We start from the raw sequence: 17,485 nt of genomic DNA, 5'->3' as shown, positions 1-17,485 counted from the left end.
TTATTGCAGCCATTGTAGGGTGGAATGCCATCACAAGCTAGTTTCAAAGACCGTATTAAATTGTAATTTATTGCAACGGTTTGAGAGGTTGTAAGATGAAATTGACGTCAACGTTTATATTGGCAGCTTGAATGTTGTGCTTGAGTAGGCCCCGAGGTTGCGCAGTTCATACAATCCCATTCTTTTTGTCTGTGACCTAATTCTGTTTGATGATATTCAGCTTGCTGTTGTTTGATGTGACGCTTCAAATAGGTTATTCGACTGGCCAACCAGCGACAACTCGGATCGTTAGCGACTGTCATTGTAGCTGCTGTATTGGTGCTTTTTGATGCCTTTTTTATTGAAGCCTTATTAGAAGATAGCTGCACTGACTCAGATCTATCTAATTGCATTTCATCTGCAGAGTATTCAAGTGCACTTTGCGGAGTTGGCAAAGTGATAGGGTTGCCTTGGTTATCAAGTACGCTGCCAATAGCGAGTGAAGGCAATGGCTTTTTAGTGGAATGCTGTGCACGATGACTTTCAGTTCTGCTTGATTGAGTCAGTTGGCTAAGGTCGCTAGCTTGAGTGGAGCTAATGAGTGGTAAGGCTAAGATCACAACGATTAAAGGTATGAGTTGGTTGTCGCCAAACTTGTTGGCAAGTCTATCGTTGAATAGACGGGAAAGTCCCTGAATTTGTTTCATCAGCATTCCTTTGCTTGTAATGAGCCTGCATCATGACTTGATACGGCTCACTTAGCTTAGAAGGGAATACTGGTGTTTGCCAGAAGTGACTGGAATCGAGTGGGTTATTTTTTTAGGTGTTAATTTTGAAGTATTAACATTAAGCCTAAAAGCTCCAACTTAAGTGAATACCACCATAGCTTTCATCTAAGCTGCCAGTGTAGCCATTAACTTCCGCTTCTTTTTTAATGTCATCCATGGCAATAACATGGCTAAAGTGAGCACTGATTGCCATATTGCTGCTCAAGGCATAACTGGCTTCAACCCCCATTTGGAAATGGTTTGCGCCATTATGTTCTTCGGTAGCGTATTGGAAATCAAATCCTTGGGTGATATATGGGGTGACAGAGAATTGTTCGGTTAATTGCCAAGGACTGTGCAGGCTGACCTCGACAAAATACCCACCCGCTTCTGTTGCATAGGTATAAGCGATTGATGGAATTAACCAATTTACACCTGTGTAAGCTATTTCAGCAAAAAACTCATTATCGTGGCCGCGTTCGTCGCCATAAAACTCAAGTCGTTGATAACCCACTATGGTTTCTAAATCTTCATGTAGGTGTAAAGCGTACTCTAAACCAAAATTCCATTCGGTGTAGTGCTCTGTATCACCTCTCACTACTGCTGCGTAAGTGGTGAGGTCCCCTGAGGTAACGGATGCACCGCCAAGATAGACGCCACCGTCAGCTAAGTTATTTCGACCTTCTGATATGTATTTTGAATCCCAGCCTAAACCAACATCAAATTCAAAATCTTCAGCATGAACTTGGTTAGATAGAATTGCTGAAAAGCTGAACAATGATAAAAGTAACGGGTTAAAATATGTTTTCATATCAGTGTTATTCTCATCGGTGATGTAAATATGTGCTAAGAATATATGATTTGAAGTGATTAGGAATGAGAACGAGTTAGATTTGCGATCGACTTGTCAATAATTATCATGTAAAAGCTGTGTAAATTAGTTTGTGCAACGGTTCACGTTTTTTAAGGTTATTTTAAGGTAGAGCTTAATCGATCTATGCTGATTGAAAAGTTTAAGCTATTTAAGTGCTAATTTTACTGTCCGCGGCCTGTTAATTAGCTGGCTTCAATCAAGCTGTAGACTTGAATTCATCAACTCTAGCCCTTATTAATGAACTACAGGCAATTATTACCCTATTTCCCGAGGAATCACCTATGAGCAACACATTGCTAGATAATCCTTTATTAGAGCAAAGCGAGCTACCGCAGTTTTCGAAAATTAAAGCGGAGCATATTCAACCTGCTGTTGAACATGCTATTGCCCAATGTCGCAGCAAAATTGATGAAGTGTTAGCAGATAACAGTACTTACTCATGGGAAAACTTAATTGAGCCACTAGAAGAGGTAGATGATCAGTTGAGTAAGATATGGTCTCCGGTATCACACATGAACTCAGTCACCAGTACTGATGAATGGCGTGAAGCTCATGATGCTTGCCTGCCGCTATTGTCTGAATACGGTACCTTTGTAGGTCAGCATCAAGGGTTATATCAAGCTTATAAATCGATTCAAGAATCAGCAGACTTCGAGCAGCTTTCTACAGCGCAGCAAACCTTACTGACTCAAAGCTTACGTGACTTCGAACTATCAGGTATTGGCTTAGACGATGAACAAAAAGTGCGTTACGGCGAAATCGTTAAACGCTTATCTGAGCTAACCAGCAGTTTTTCAAATCAATTGCTTGATGCTACGCAAGCATGGACTAAGTTGATTACTGACGAATCACAATTAAATGGACTACCAGAGTCAGCAGTTGCTGCGGCAAAAGCCATGGCTGAAGCGAAAGAACTTGAAGGTTGGTTATTTACATTAGATTTCCCATCTTACTTACCCGTGATGACCTACAGCGAAAACCGTGAGTTACGCGAAGAGTGCTATCGCGCCTTCGTCACTCGTGCATCGGATCAAGGCCCGAATGCTGGTGAGTTTGATAACAGTGCCAACATGGATGAAATCTTGGCGTTACGTCATGAGCTGGCACAATTATTGGGTTTTGATAGTTATGCTGATAAGTCGCTAGCGACTAAAATGGCCAATGACCCTAGCCAAGTATTATCATTTTTAAATGAGCTTGCACTTCGCTCAAAAGAGCAAGGCAAGGCAGAGCTTGCCGAGCTTAAAGCGTTTGCGAAAGAACACTTTGATGTCACTGAAATGGCATCTTGGGATTTAAGTTTTTATGCTGAAAAATTACAACAGCATAAGTATGAAGTGTCACAAGAGTTATTACGACCATATTTTCCTGAAGACAAAGTGTTATCAGGCTTGTTCTATACAGTGTCACGTCTATTTGGTTTGAGCATTGAAGAGCAACAAGGCTTTGATAAGTGGCATGATGATGTGCGTTTTTTCCACATTTATGATGCTGAAAAAGCCCATCGTGGTAGTTTCTACCTTGATTTGTATGCACGCAGCGGTAAACGTGGCGGCGCTTGGATGGATGATTGCCGTGGTCGCCGTGTAACAAGTTCTGGGCTGCAAAAACCAGTTGCCTATTTAACCTGTAACTTCAATGGTCCAGTCGATGGTAAACCTGCACTGTTTACTCACGATGAAGTAACCACATTATTCCACGAATTTGGTCATGGTATTCACCATATGCTGACGCAAATCGAAGTCGGCGGCGTGGCGGGTATCAATGGTGTACCGTGGGATGCAGTGGAGTTACCGAGTCAATTTATGGAAAACTGGTGCTGGCAAGAAGAGGCATTAGCTGAAATCTCAGGTCATTTTGAAACGGGTGAGCCTTTACCTAAAGCCTTATTAGACAAGATGCTAGCGGCTAAGAACTTCCAGTCAGGCATGATGATGCTTCGTCAGTTAGAGTTCTCGTTGTTTGATTTTAGAATGCATCATGAGTTTGATGCAGAGAAAGGCGCAGATATTCAAGGGATCTTAGATGAAGTTCGTAGCCAAGTTGCTGTGAATGTACCACCTGCTTTTAACCGTTTCCAACATGGTTTTGCACACATCTTTGCTGGTGGCTATGCAGCTGGTTACTACAGCTATAAATGGGCAGAGGTGTTATCAGCAGATGCATTTTCTCGTTTCGAAGATGAAGGGATCTTTAACCCAGAAACAGGCAAAAGCTTCCTTAACAACATCCTTGAAATGGGGGGCAGTGAAGAGCCTATGACCTTATTTGTGCGATTTATGGGGCGTGAGCCGAATACTGACGCATTATTACGTCATTCAGGCATTAATGCGTAATCTTTTGAGAAATAGACAAGCATACTGTTATAAGTGATTGTTTAGGCACCGCAAAAATTAAATGATAAAAGGCACCTCAAGGGTGCCTTTTTTGTCTTTATGCTACTTAGGTCAATTAATTTTGCTGATGAACTTATTAATTCATTAAAGTTACATTACTATGTTATCGATTGCATAATTTGAACGGATTCGTATTTTGACAGAGCAACCTTCTCCAGAAGAACAAGTTTTCTTCACCTTAACACCGGGTAGAACGGTGGATATACAAATTGATTTCCCAGTAAAATTTAGAACCAAAGCGACATTGGTGGGTTATGAGCTGGGAAAATATATTATTTTAAAACACCCTGCACCACAGCAAATGAATAACTATAAAGACGTGTTTGTTGAGGGTAATGGTGTGGTTGTGCGTTACCTGTTAGAAGGTCAACAGGGTGAATGCTATGCATTTAAATCTATTATCCGCAATATCACTAAAATTCCGGAAAAGTTTATTTTTCTGTCGTACCCTAAGCAGATAGAAAACCGCCAATTACGCACCCATCAGCGTTACGTGACACATTTACCTGCAGCCATTCAAGCTAAAGACGAGAATGACGCCAGCCATGGAACTCAATTAAAAGGCATTATTTCTGACATTTCATCCAAAGGATGTGGCTTCGTTTTTAAAACTGACAACCCCAATCTAAAAGTGAGTCAGAAAGATATTATCGTGATGATACGCAATCCTAATAATGAGGGGGTTTGTATCCCTGCCAAGGTATGTAATAGCCGTTTTGAAGAGGGTAAGGTAAACGTTGGTATTAAGTTTGAAAAAGATGACGAACAGATTAAAAGCTTGCTGAATCAACTGTATATAGAATTGTAGTGGGTGAACTTAATTGAGATAAAGATAAAAAAGCGACTGGTATCAGTCGCTTTTTTATTATCGATATTTTAGCTTGTATGGTTAAGCTAACTTCAAATCATATTGCTGGCGATACATCACCATGTCTTCAATCGTCAATACTGGCATATTGTGCTTAAGGCCAAAAGCGACTATTTCAGGGGCTTTTGCCATAGTGCCATCTTCGTTAGTGACTTCGCATAGTACGCCAGCTGGTTGCAGCCCTGCCATTTGCATTAAATCTACCGTACCTTCAGTGTGACCGCGACGTGACATAACGCCGCCAGCACGTGCACGAAGTGGGAACACATGTCCTGGGCGAGCCAAATCAGATGCTTTAGCGTCAGCTGCCGTGGCAGTTTTAACTGTTGTCACGCGGTCTTGGGCTGAAACGCCCGTGGTCACGCCTTCTTTAGCTTCAATAGACACTGTAAAAGCAGTTTGATTGGCGCTATTGTTATCCGTCACCATTGGCGGCAGTTCTAGCTTGTTGGCTTGCTCATCAGTTAAACATAAACACACAATGCCGCTGCATTCACGGATCATTAATGCCATTTGCTGACTGGTGAGGTGCTCTGCTGAATAAATAATATCGCCTTCATTTTCACGATCTTCATCATCTAGCAATAATACGCCGTTACCTTCTCGTAAAGCAGATAAGGCTTTTTCGACACGTTCGATAGGATCGCCAAATGGCGAAAGTAGTGATAGCTGATTCATGGTTAACTCCTAAAAAAATACCAGAATCAGGGCTTTAAAGAGGGTTTTTACGCCAAACGAAATACACCAGTAAGCACAATGCTCACTGGCGTATTTCTATTCTCTCTCATCCGGACTATAACCGTCGGCTCTGGAATCGTAGACATTACATCTACATCACCAAATCTGCTGACCTCGACGAATCGAGCGCTCGCGGGCTTAGTTAAGATTACATAAAGGTAAGTTAACATCACCGCCGGTGGGGAATTTCGCCCCGCCCTGAGAATTAAAATAATCTGCTTCACACCCAATGTGCTAAACAGCGCCGTCATGGTAAGCCAAAAGTTTGGATTTAAAAAGTGATAAGGCACTCAGAGTTCATAAATATTTTTATCATCAAGGTGGCTGAACTTTGGCGGATACATTTTCGTATAAGTTGTTCTATTTAATGATTTGTTAATTTAGAGAGTGGACTTGATAGCTGGTATGACCTCTGTTAGCCTGATGCGTTCATAAGGAGTAAGCAGTATATGAATTTATATTTTCGTCTCATTTGGTTGATGTTGTGGCGTAATCGCCAAGCTAAAAAAATTGGTTTTTTAGATACCAGCCGTATTAGTTACCGTGCATTGCCGCTAGATTGCGATATCAATATGCATTTAACCAACTCTCGTTATCCTGCATTTATGGATCTTGCTCGAACTCACATGATTGCAGAAATGGGACTAATGCAGAAATTTCTAAAGCTGAAATGGCTGCCTATTGTGAATGCATCAGAGTTTACTTTTTTCCGTGATATCAAACCGATGGAAAAATTTGAAATCGAAACTCGCATTGTTGGATGGGATGATAAATATTTTTATATTGAACAACGCTTTGTTACCGCAAGAGGCTTACATTGCATCATGCATGTACGTGGCGTGTTTATTTGTAAGGGTAAACAAGTTCCGATTACTGATTTAGTTGCTGCAGCGGGCTATGAAGGGCCGACACCCGCTATGCCTCCGGAGCTGGTTAAGTGGAAAGAATTTTTACAAGTTAAGAAAGACCAAAACCTTGCTCCTAAATTGAGTTTAGCTTCGTAAACGTTATTATACCCAAAGATAATAATGTATTGAGTAGGTAACCCAAGTGGCCACATTAGAGAAGTTTAGCGATATTTTTGACCGCGCAGCCGAACGTAAAGGTGGTGCTAAAGCGCTAGGCTTATTAATGCCGCAAACATTAGATGCTGATGAGATTGGGCAATTTACCGATGCCCAATTGCTATCTGCAATGAGCAAGCAAGTGTTTCAGAGTGGTTTTGTTTGGCGAGTGGTTGAGAATAAATGGCCTGCTTATGAAGAAGCCTTCTTTAAATTTGAGCCTTTTAAAGTTTTAATGTTGTCTCCTGATCAAATTCAAGAGCGTGCCACAGATGCCACGCTTATTCGTCACCAAAAGAAAACCCAATCCATTGTTGATAATGCTTATATGGTGCAGCAATTGGCAGCAGAGCATGGCAGCTTCGCTGAGTTTATTGCTAACTGGCCAGAAGATGACATTACTGGGCTTTGGCAAGTACTGAAGAAAAAAGGCAGTCGCTTGGGTGGTAATACTGGGCCTTATTTTTTGCGCACGGTTGGTAAAGATACCTTTTTATTGACCAACGATGTGCAATCTTATTTAAAAGCCAATAAGGTCGTTGATGCAGGCTTTACCTCGCAAACTGCGCTAAGACAGGCGCAAGCTGCGTTTAACCATTGGCAACAAGAGTCTGGCTTAAGCCAAGCTCAAATCAGCCGTATTATTTCATTAGGAGTGGGTGACAATCGCGTCTAACGACGGGCTAAATTGATGCATTTTGATAGCGACACAAAAACATTTTGGCGACTTCATTGGCTATTTCTTGCTGCTCATCATGGTTAAGTCTGTCAGCAAATTGCATGACTTGAGGCCAAAAACAACTTCCTTTAATCAAGCTATGTATTTGCTGTAGCGCCAATTCCTCATTAGTGACTGAAATCTTTTTGTCGGCCATGGCTGCTCTTATCCAGCGCATTGTGGCGCTTTCTTGCTTTTTAACACGTTGAAACTCTTGGTTCATGGACTCTGGTGTATAGAAAAAATGCCCAATAGCCATACGTGTCAGCTCTATGTACTCATGGCTACTGATAAAATTGATTTCTTTAAATACCACTTCCGATAACTGCTCAAGCAAAGGTGTATTGCTTTGGTATTCTGCAACATTATGTTTGAAAGAGCGGTCCCATAGATCAGCCATTAAGTTCATAACGATCGCTTCTTTAGTGTCAAAGTGATTGTAAACCGTGCGCTTAGACACGCCGGCAACTTCGGCCAGCTTGTCCATACTGGTTGCAGCAACACCAAACTCAGTGAAGGTCACTTTGGCTGCGTTGATGATGGCAGCACGTTTTTTTTGGCTCAAAGTCATTTTTTCAGTCGGCATGGTTTTTACTCGTAATGTAAATCTCGAGACATTCTACACTGGGTAGTTTACTTTTCAATCATATTTTAATAAACTGCACCGTGTAGTTTACTTTCTGGGTTTTACAATGAAATATTTTTTGATTTTGGTGGGGGTATTGGTGATGGCTTTTTCAATTAAATCATTTTTTGCAGCTGATAAAACAGACGTTGTTAAATTTGAAAATACCGATATTCAATACCAATCAGGCTTCAGTGATATTTGGAATATCGCTAAAAGCTACATGACAACCAAACGTTTACATCCAGCTCCAGTGGTTGAAGTACCTGTACAGCCGATTACGGCAACCAGTTTAAGCTTTAGTAATGAAGATCAGCTATTTCGTCTAGGTCATTCAACGATACTTATTCGTCTTGATGGTGATTATATCCTGTTAGATCCCGTATTCAGTCAGCGTGCTTCGCCAGTACAATGGGCAGGGCCTAAGCGTTTTCATCAATCGCCGATCAGTATTGAGCAATTACCGCCAATTAAAGCGGTCATCATTAGTCATGATCATTATGATCACCTTGATAAATCAGCCATTACCGAGCTAAGCGACAAAGCCGAGCATTTTGTCACGCCCGAAAAGGTGGGCGATTATTTAATTGAATGGGGTGTTGAGCCGAGTAAAGTCAGTCAGCTTTCTTGGTGGCAAGAGCTTAATATTGGAGAGTTAACCTTAGCGGCAACACCTGCACAGCATTTTTCAGGTCGTGGATTACGTGATCGTGATACAACGTTGTGGGCAAGCTGGGTTATTAAAGGCACTAACAGCAATCTATTTTTCAGTGGTGATGGCGGATATTTTTCAGGTTTTAAAGAAATTGGAGAACGTTATGGGCCATTTGATATCACGATGATTGAAACTGGCGCCTATAATGAAATGTGGAGTCAGATCCACATGATGCCTGAACAAAGCCTGCAGGCACATATTGATTTAAATGGTTCTGAATTTGAAAGCAGTGTGTTGATGCCAATTCATAATGGCACCTTTGACTTGGCGCTACATGATTGGTTTGAACCTTTAGAGTGGATTAGCGACTTAGGCAAACAGGCCAATGTGTCAGTGATTACTCCCGTTTTCGGAGAGCCTGTTAATGTAGCCTCACCGCAAAAAACACAGGCTTGGTGGCGTGAGATGCTATCGAATGATGAATGGATTTTACAATCTCAATAATTTTTTGCTAATAGATAGAAAAATATCTGGTTTCACCTACAATAAACCAAATAAAATACTATTTCATATGCATTTTTTTTAACGTTATGTTGTATATTGGGTTTTTTTTAACTCATTCAATTGTAACGTTGTAGTAACATTCTAGGCTGTTTAATTTTTGTTAGCACAGCCTTGTTAACAAGCTTGAAACAAAGCCGCAAAACTTATTATTTGTTTACAATTTATAATATTTTAAGTGGTTGTTGAGTTCACATGGGTATGCGATAACAGTGCCCATAAAGTTTAGTCAATTTAAAACGTTAGGATTATCGCTATTTAGCAATCGTTACGTAATGAAGCGTAAGGTTACTGATGATGTCATTAGGAGTAAGAACAGTCATGCACAAAGCACTGAAAATAGCCTCAGTTATCACTGCGGCTTTATGGATTACCGCTTGTGGTAAAGCCGATCAAGGCCATACCCAGCAAAAAGCGCCTCCCGTTCCTGTAGGAGTGTTGAGTGTGACTGAGCAACCTCAAGCTATTCAAGTTGAGTTACCTGGTCGTAGCCGCGCTTATTTAGAAGCAGAAGTTCGTCCACAGGTATCAGGCATTATCACTAACCGTGGTTTTGTTGAAGGTAAGGATGTTGAAGCGGGCCAATCACTATATCAGATTGATTCAGCTACATATAAAGCGGCGCTCGTCAGTGCTGAAGCAGACTTAGCAAGTGCAAATGCTTCTTTAGCATCAGCAAAAGCAACGGCGGATCGTTACGCTGCACTTGTGCAAACTAATGCGATTAGTAAGCAAGACTTTGATGAAGCAGATGCAGCTTACAAAGAAGCAATTGCTAATGTTACTGTAGCAAAAGCGGCAATTAACACAGCAAACATTAATCTTGAGTACACTGAAGTTAAAGCACCTATTTCTGGTCGTATCGGTAAATCAAGTGTAACTCCAGGCGCTTTGGTAACAGCAAACCAGTCTGGCACCTTGGCTAAAATTCAGCAACTTGACCCAATCAACGTTGATATTGCTCAATCAAGTGCACAGTTATTACGTTTAAAGGCAAAACTGAGAGACGGCAAACTACAGCAAAGTGATAACGCTGAAGTTAAGTTGGTTCTTGAAGACGGCACTATTTATGAGCAAGCTGGTACATTACAGTTCGCTGAAGTGAGTGTTGATGAAGCAACAGGTTCAGTCACTTTACGTGCTGAATTCCCTAACCCTGATGGGGTGTTATTGCCTGGTATGTATGTCCGTGCAATTTTGAATGCAGGTCAAGATCCTAAAGCAATTTTAGTGCCTCAAAAAGCTGTGACGCGTAATACCAAAGGCCAAGCTGTTGCTATGGTTGTTGGTGCAGAAAACAAAGTTGAGTCTCGTATCGTGACCACGGCAGAAGTTATTAATCATCAATGGCGTATCACCGATGGTTTAGTCGCTGGCGATAAATTGATTGTTGAAGGCTTACAGAAAATTCGTCAGGGTGCCGTTGTGACACCACAGGTACTTTCAGCAACCCCAGCAACTCCTGCAACTAAATAGGGTAACGTTATGGCTCGTTTCTTTATCGATCGCCCTATTTTTGCTTGGGTGATCTCAATCTTAATCATGCTGGCAGGGATCTTGGCTATTAAAGATCTTCCAGTAGCACAATACCCAAGTATTGCGCCGCCAACCGTAGAGATTACAGCGTTCTATCCAGGTGCGTCTGCAAAGACCATGGAAGACACAGTAACTCAGGTCATTGAGCAGCGTATGACAGGTATTGACCACTTACGCTACATTGCTTCAAGCAGTGACAGTTTCGGTAATGCCACCATTACCTTAACCTTCAACGCTGAAGCAGATCCTGATATTGCGCAAGTACAAGTACAGAACAAGCTTCAAGCTGCAATGACCTTGTTACCGCAAGAAGTACAGTCTCAAGGTGTTAACGTTGTAAAATCAAGTGCGGGTTTCTTGATGGTTGCTGCGTTCGTATCTGAAGATGGTTCTTTACAAAAAAGCGATATTGCCGATTATGTTGCTGCGAACATTCAGGATCCACTTAGCCGTGTTGCTGGTGTAGGTGAAATCCAATTGTTTGGTGCACAGTACGCTATGCGTATATGGCTTGACCCATTAAAGCTAACTCAATATAACTTAACCAGTATTGATGTTATGGCTGCGATTCAAGAGCAAAACGCTCAGATTTCAGCGGGTCAATTAGGTGGTGCACCTTCTATTGCTGGTCAAGAGTTAAATGCAACTGTAACAGCGCAAAGCCGTTTACAAACACCTGAACAGTTCCGCGAGATTATCCTTAAATCAGACTCATCAGGTGCTAACGTTTATCTTAATGATGTTGCTCGTGTGGAATTAGGTTCTGAAAGTTATTCAGTTGAATCTTTCTATAACGGTAAACCAGCTTCTGGTGTCGGTGTTCAGCTTGCTACAGGAGCTAACGCACTTGAAACGGCTAACAATATTCGTGAAAAAATTGCCGAGTTAGAAGCCTATTTTCCTGACGGTTTACAAACTTATTATCCGTATGACACAACACCATTTGTTGAGAAATCAATTGAAGGGGTTGTCCATACTCTGATTGAAGCTGTGATTTTAGTGTTCCTGATTATGTATCTGTTCTTACAGAACTTCAGAGCAACATTGATTCCGACAATTGCTGTACCTGTGGTACTGCTGGGTACATTTGCCATTTTATCAGCAACTGGCTTTACTATTAACACCTTAACCATGTTTGCGATGGTGTTAGCAATTGGCTTGCTGGTGGATGACGCCATTGTTGTGGTGGAAAACGTCGAGCGGGTCATGGCTGAAGAGGGATTAAGCCCACTTGAAGCAACCCGTAAATCGATGGATCAGATTACTGGCGCATTGATTGGTATTGGTTTAACCCTATCAGCAGTATTTGTTCCGATGGCATTTATGTCTGGTTCAACGGGTGTGATTTATCGACAATTCTCGATAACGATTGTGTCAGCGATGGCATTGTCAGTATTGATTGCGATGATCTTAACTCCGGCACTGTGTGCTACGATGCTTAAGCCTATCCCTAAAGGTCATACTCACATTAATACCGGTTTCTTTGGTTGGTTTAACCGAAGCTTTGATAAGTTAACTTCGCGTTATGAAGCCAGTGTTGCAGCCATCTTAAAACGTACTGTTCGTATGATGGGTGTTTATCTTGTTCTGGTTATCGCTACCGCATGGATTTTCATGCGTATGCCGACGGCGTTCTTACCTGATGAAGACCAAGGTATCTTGTTCACTCAGGCTATTTTGCCAACTAACTCAACCCAAGAAAGCACCATTAAAGTGCTTGATGAAGTCAGTGATTTTTACCTGAATGAAGAAGGCGATACGGTCAAATCTGTATTCAGTGTTGCAGGCTTCAGTTTCGCTGGCTCTGGTCAGAATATGGGTATTGCATTCGTTGGTCTTGAAGACTGGGCTGAGCGTGGTGAAGGACAAGATGTTCAATCATTGTCTAACCGTGCAATGGGTCGCTTCATGCAAATGAAAGAGGCGTTAGTGTTTGCCTTTGTGCCACCTGCGGTAATCGAGCTAGGTACGTCGAATGGTTTCGATATGTATCTGCAAGATCGCAGTGGTAAAGGTCATGATGCACTTATTCAAGCTCGTAACCAGTTACTGGGTATGGCCGCACAGAATCCAAACCTAGTTGGTGTACGTCCTAACGGACAAGAAGATGCACCTATGTACGAAATCCACGTTGATCAAGCTAAAATTCGCGCCTTAGGTGTTGATATTGATAATGTAAATAGCGTACTGGCAACAGCCTATGGTGGTTCTTACGTTAATGACTTCATTGACCGCGGTCGTGTGAAGAAGGTATATGTTCAAGGTGAAGCAGAATACCGTATGCAACCAAGTGATTTAGATTCTTGGTACGTGCGTAACTCTGAAGGTGAAATGGTTCCTTTCTCAGCCTTTACAACAGGTACATGGGAGTACGGTTCACCGCAACTGCAACGCTTTAATGGCTTACCAGCAATTAATATCCAAGGTGCAACAATGCCAGGTTATAGTACTGGTGACGCGATGCTCGATTTCGAAGAAATGGTGAAACAACTTCCACCAGGATTTGGTTTAGAGTGGAACGGTTTATCATACGAAGAAAGATTATCTGGTAACCAAGCGCCAGCGCTTTATGCTTTATCTATCTTAGTTGTATTTTTGGTACTTGCAGCGCTATATGAAAGTTGGTCTGTACCGTTTGCGGTTATCTTAGTTGTACCACTGGGTGTCATTGGTGCACTGCTTGCGATGAATGGTCGTGGTTTACCTAACGACGTATTCTTCCAGGTTGGACTATTAACTACGGTGGGGCTCGCAACCAAAAATGCGATCTTAATTGTAGAATTCGCTAAAGAATTCTACGACAAAGGTGCAGGCTTGATTGAGGCGACATTGCACGCAGTTCGTGTACGTTTGCGTCCAATTCTAATGACTTCATTGGCATTCGGTTTAGGTGTTGTACCATTAGCTATCAGTACTGGCGTAGGTTCTGGTAGTAAAAATGCCCTAGGTACAGGTGTACTAGGTGGCATGATGAGTTCAACCTTTATTGGTATCTTCTTAATTCCATTATTCTTCGTTGTGGTAGAGAAAATATTCAGTAAGAAAGAGCGCAAAGGTTACAAGCCGCCAGAAGCGGAAGCACAAACTGAAACATCAGATAAGAGTTAATAAACCCTCTTAACTGGTTCATACTAAAAGCCTGCATCAAGCAGGCTTTTTTATGTCCGAACATAAAATATAGCGATACATTGAGCCGCATTGATCTTTAGCAAGGGCTATAAACGTAGTTAACAACAGCTAGTCGTTAACTGATAGAAGTGGCCAATACGAGCAATTGATGCAAGTCGTCATTTTTATGAGGGTTAACTGAATAGACATCGGCATATAGGGACAGTAAAGATATGACAAACACACAGCCTGTTAAGTTAATGGCCTTTGGTTTTATGCTGATAGCTGCAATAACAGTGTCGAACCAAGCTAACGCCGCGCCTTCTTTAAGTCATATGGTACAAAACGAGCTGGGTGAGCAACTCAGCTTAAGCGAGTTTAAAGGTAAAGTCGTGTACGTGGATTTTTGGTCTTCATGGTGCGGCCCTTGTAGAAAGTCTTTCCCGTGGATGAACCAAATGCATGCTAAATATCAGCAACAAGGTTTGGCCGTTGTTGCCATTAATCTGGATGTTGAATTGCCGTTAGCATTGAGTTTTTTAAAAGACTTTCCCGCTGATTTTGCCGTTCGTTACGATCCAGATAGTGAGGTCGCAAGGCTATTTGCACTCAAAGGTATGCCAAGCAGTTTTATCTTCAATCGCCATGGTGAGTTAGTGCAGCAGCACACAGGGTTTAACTTGAATAAGCTCGAGCAATATGAACAAGAGCTCGTGCAGTTGTTGACACCAGACTCCCTTATTCAACTGAATAATAACCTAAAGTAACCCTGTGGCTGCGAACTGATATATGTTAAATCGCCACCATGTTGAATCATTATCTGTCGCGACAAACTTAAACCAATACCAGATCCCTTTGGCTTAGTGGTAAAAAATGGAACGAACATCATTTCTACCACATGTTCTGGAACTCCAGTGCCACTATCTCGAATATCTAGACTGACTTGAGCTTGGCTATTTTGTTGCAGCGTCAATTGAATTTGTTTATTCGTCTGCGCTGTCACTGCTTCAGTGGCATTTTTAAGGAGATTTATAAGCACTTGTTCAATTTGAGCAGAATCAGCCATTAGAGGATAATCTTTGTGATAGTTGAACAGGAATTCAATATTTTGCTGCTGCCATTGATGTTCAAAAAGTTTTAAGCTGCGTTGAACGATTTCCGTTAATGAAATGATTTTTAGCTTTGGTGCTGGCAGCTGACTCATAGTCCTAAAACGACCAATAAATTCATCTAAATGCCGAGTTCGGTTAGCAATAGTATCTAGCGCTAACGCTAAGTCATGTTTGTCTTCTAAATCATCAAAGACTAATGTGTCAGGGATGAGAGTTGTAGCGGTTTGCGATAGTGAAGAAAGTGGCGTAATTGAGTTTGCTATTTCATGGGTTAGCACCTTAGTGAGCATCTTGTATGCTTGTTGCTCCTTAGCTTGAAGAGCTAAGTAAATTGATTGGATACTTACTAACTTTAATGCTTTTCCATCAATTACTACACATGTTATTTGTACTGATAATCGATCTTGTTGTTCGCCTTTTTTCCAATCTACTACCAGTTTACGATCCGTTGAGCTGCCATTAATACACTCGGCTAAAGCGGGGAGTTCAGCAATGTTTTTTGGTAGAGCCCCTAATAGGCGCTCACTCGCTGGATTTTTCTGGTTGATCTGCCCATCGTCACCAACAACAAAAATGGCAATATCCAAGTGTGATAGCAAGGTTTGTAAATAATGGCTTTGGCTTTGCGCTAGAGTTTGGCTGTGTTTTAGCTTTTGATTAACTTCTTTGAGTTTGGTTTGTAGTGGGTGATGGTGAGATAACCCAAGGCTGGTATCACCATTAGCTATCGCGGTTAGTACGGTTGAAACTTGATGTTGTTGGTTTAGAAACTGGTTTATGATCGTGAAGAAAACCCCTATAGCAGCAATAAGCATAACAACGATAAGGGCAGTTATTCCGTCTTGCGACCATTGAAGCCCAATAAGCACCGCCAAAGTTATTAAAGCGATAAGAAGGCGAACTAATGAGAAGGTATCTTTATTTGGCATCAGTTGATTAAAGCTCATATTTTTCTAACCTGCGATACAGTGCACCACGTGTTAAGCCAAGTGCTTTCGCTGCGTGACTGACATTACCTTGGAAGTGCGCTAGTGCGGAGGCAACCGTATGCTTTTCAACATCTTGCAAGTTGAAATTGTCTGGTTGCTGAGCTGAAGGTGATGGTGTAACTGTTGCTCCAGTATTACTGATAATGGCTGAAATATCTAAATGACTTCCTTCACTGAGAATGACAGAACGTTCAATTGAATGTGCTAACTCCCGAACATTACCTGGCCAACGATATTGACATAAGCGGGATAAATCACTCGGAAATATGCTCAAATGACGTTGATATTTTTGCGAGAAGTGAGACAGATAATGTTGTATTAATAATGGGATGTCTTCTACACGTTCACGTAAAGGAGGAAGTTGAATCTCAATGGTATTGATGCGATATAAAAAATCTTGTCTAAATTCGCCAGAATCGATTGCTTGTAGCAAATTATGATTAGTTGCGCATATGAGGCGAGTATCAAAATTAATTGGTTTATTACTGCCAATAGGTGTTACTTGTCTGTTTTGCAGTACCGCGAGCAATTTCGCTTGTTGTGATAATGGCAAGTTACCGATTTCATCAAGGAATAGGCTGCCATTATGAGCTAATTCGAAGCGACCAACCCTATCTTGTTTAGCGTCGGTAAAAGCCCCTTTTTTATGGCCGAATAATTCACTCTCAAACAAACTATCTGAAACTGACCCCATATCTACACCGATGAAAGCCTTATCTGCGCGTTGACTTGATTGGTGCACAGCACGAGCTGCAAGCTCTTTGCCCGTTCCACTCTCACCTAAAATTAGGATGTTGGCGTCGGTTTTACCAGCTTTCTCTATAGTATTAAAGACCTGCAACATGGCAGGGCTTTCACCGAGAAATGGGATATGTTGACCCGCTAATGCATTATTGAGTCCACGATTCTGTCGACTGAGGTTATCGCGTTCTTGTTTGGTCTGTGCGTGAGTAAACGCCGCTGCAACCACTGCAATTAATGCTTCGTTTTGCCAAGGCTTAGCAATAAAGTCAGCTGCTCCAGCTTTTATCGCTTGAATAGCTAAGTTCATATCGGCGTATGCCGTCATCATGATCACAGTCGTACTCGGTTTAAGTGACAGTATTTGCTGTAGCCAATACAAGCCCTCTTTTCCGCTGATCGCATCCTGAGTGAAGTTCATATCTAACAACACGACATCAATTTCAAATTGTTGTATGTAGTGGCTTATTTGGTGCGGATCAGTTGTTGTTTTAACTTGTTGATAATGCTGCTTAAGCAGTAAACGGGATGCTGTCAAAATATCCGCATTGTCATCAACAATCAAAATACTGCCTTGGGACCTATTCATTGTGCTCTATATGTAGCTAAACGGTTAAATTAATGTACTTATGATTGTCGTTATACACAAGGTTAATGTCCAAAAATGGACAGATTATCGTTTTATAGTGTTCTGTTTACGGACAGTATAATGATTAGTGATTTTTAGAATAACCTATTAGCTATTGATTTTATG

The 17,485-nt window shown here is 41.5% G+C and carries 14 protein-coding genes and 1 riboswitch; of the genes, 8 read left to right on the top strand and 6 right to left on the bottom strand.

What is annotated here, in order from left to right:
• Positions 1-107: 107 nt before the first annotated feature.
• Positions 108-686, bottom strand: coding sequence for a hypothetical protein (locus tag K5Q58_RS03915; protein WP_220752564.1), 579 nt, complete (start codon positions 684-686; stop codon positions 108-110).
• Between the two features lie 145 nt (positions 687-831).
• Entirely contained in the window at positions 832-1,557 is a 726-nt protein-coding gene (locus K5Q58_RS03910; protein ID WP_220752563.1) for a hypothetical protein, read from the bottom strand.
• Between the two features lie 344 nt (positions 1,558-1,901).
• On the opposite strand from K5Q58_RS03910, the gene prlC reads away from it, so the two are divergent.
• Complete coding sequence (prlC, locus tag K5Q58_RS03905; RefSeq protein WP_220752562.1) at positions 1,902-3,956, top strand: oligopeptidase A; 2,055 nt, start codon at positions 1,902-1,904, stop codon at positions 3,954-3,956.
• Positions 3,957-4,152: 196 nt separating this feature from the next.
• Positions 4,153-4,824, top strand: a complete 672-nt coding sequence (locus K5Q58_RS03900) for a flagellar brake protein (RefSeq protein ID WP_220752561.1) — start codon at positions 4,153-4,155, stop codon at positions 4,822-4,824.
• Between the two features lie 81 nt (positions 4,825-4,905).
• On the opposite strand, the gene ribB is transcribed toward K5Q58_RS03900, so the two are convergent.
• On the bottom strand, positions 4,906-5,562 hold the full coding sequence (ribB, locus tag K5Q58_RS03895; protein ID WP_220752560.1) for a 3,4-dihydroxy-2-butanone-4-phosphate synthase: 657 nt from the start codon (positions 5,560-5,562) through the stop codon (positions 4,906-4,908).
• A 94-nt stretch (positions 5,563-5,656) separates the two neighbouring features.
• Positions 5,657-5,832, bottom strand: a riboswitch (FMN riboswitch).
• 239 nt (positions 5,833-6,071) lie between these two features.
• Here ribB and K5Q58_RS03890 point away from each other — a divergent pair.
• Together K5Q58_RS03890 and K5Q58_RS03885 are read left to right on the top strand one after the other, a co-directional pair.
• Entirely contained in the window at positions 6,072-6,626 is a 555-nt protein-coding gene (locus K5Q58_RS03890; RefSeq protein WP_220752559.1) for a thioesterase family protein, read from the top strand.
• A 46-nt stretch (positions 6,627-6,672) separates the two neighbouring features.
• On the top strand, positions 6,673-7,362 hold the full coding sequence (locus K5Q58_RS03885) for a DNA-3-methyladenine glycosylase I (protein ID WP_220752558.1): 690 nt from the start codon (positions 6,673-6,675) through the stop codon (positions 7,360-7,362).
• Between the two features lie 7 nt (positions 7,363-7,369).
• Here K5Q58_RS03885 and K5Q58_RS03880 read toward each other — a convergent pair whose 3' ends face one another.
• Positions 7,370-7,990 (bottom strand): TetR/AcrR family transcriptional regulator, encoded by a 621-nt coding sequence (locus K5Q58_RS03880; protein WP_220752557.1) that lies wholly within the window; start codon positions 7,988-7,990, stop codon positions 7,370-7,372.
• 106 nt (positions 7,991-8,096) lie between these two features.
• Here K5Q58_RS03880 and K5Q58_RS03875 point away from each other — a divergent pair, with 106 nt between their 5' ends.
• The 4 genes from K5Q58_RS03875 (at position 8,097) to K5Q58_RS03860 (ending at position 14,656) form a co-directional block, all read left to right on the top strand.
• Positions 8,097-9,188, top strand: coding sequence for an MBL fold metallo-hydrolase (locus K5Q58_RS03875; protein WP_220752556.1), 1,092 nt, complete (start codon positions 8,097-8,099; stop codon positions 9,186-9,188).
• A 378-nt stretch (positions 9,189-9,566) separates the two neighbouring features.
• The gene (locus K5Q58_RS03870; protein WP_220752555.1) at positions 9,567-10,721 is read left to right on the top strand and encodes an efflux RND transporter periplasmic adaptor subunit; all 1,155 of its coding nucleotides are present in this window, start codon (positions 9,567-9,569) and stop codon (positions 10,719-10,721) included.
• Positions 10,722-10,730: 9 nt separating this feature from the next.
• Positions 10,731-13,889 (top strand): efflux RND transporter permease subunit, encoded by a 3,159-nt coding sequence (locus tag K5Q58_RS03865; protein ID WP_220752554.1) that lies wholly within the window; start codon positions 10,731-10,733, stop codon positions 13,887-13,889.
• Between the two features lie 275 nt (positions 13,890-14,164).
• Positions 14,165-14,656: a TlpA disulfide reductase family protein gene (locus K5Q58_RS03860; RefSeq protein ID WP_220752624.1), complete on the top strand. Its 492-nt coding sequence runs from the start codon at positions 14,165-14,167 to the stop codon at positions 14,654-14,656.
• Here K5Q58_RS03860 and K5Q58_RS03855 read toward each other — a convergent pair.
• The gene (locus K5Q58_RS03855) at positions 14,632-15,948 is read right to left on the bottom strand and encodes a PAS domain-containing sensor histidine kinase (protein ID WP_220752553.1); all 1,317 of its coding nucleotides are present in this window, start codon (positions 15,946-15,948) and stop codon (positions 14,632-14,634) included. The two genes, K5Q58_RS03860 and K5Q58_RS03855, sit on opposite strands and share 25 nt — an antisense overlap.
• Complete coding sequence (locus tag K5Q58_RS03850; protein ID WP_220752552.1) at positions 15,938-17,320, bottom strand: sigma-54 dependent transcriptional regulator; 1,383 nt, start codon at positions 17,318-17,320, stop codon at positions 15,938-15,940. Before K5Q58_RS03850 ends, K5Q58_RS03855 begins: the two co-directional genes overlap by 11 nt.
• Between the last annotated feature and the right edge of the window lie 165 nt (positions 17,321-17,485).

Source organism: Shewanella sp. KT0246 (assembly GCF_019654955.1).
Taxonomy (GTDB): Bacteria; Pseudomonadota; Gammaproteobacteria; order Enterobacterales; family Shewanellaceae; genus Shewanella; species Shewanella goraebulensis.
The sequence above is the reverse complement of the archived record's forward strand: the minus strand, read 5'-3'. Positions and strand labels throughout refer to the sequence as shown.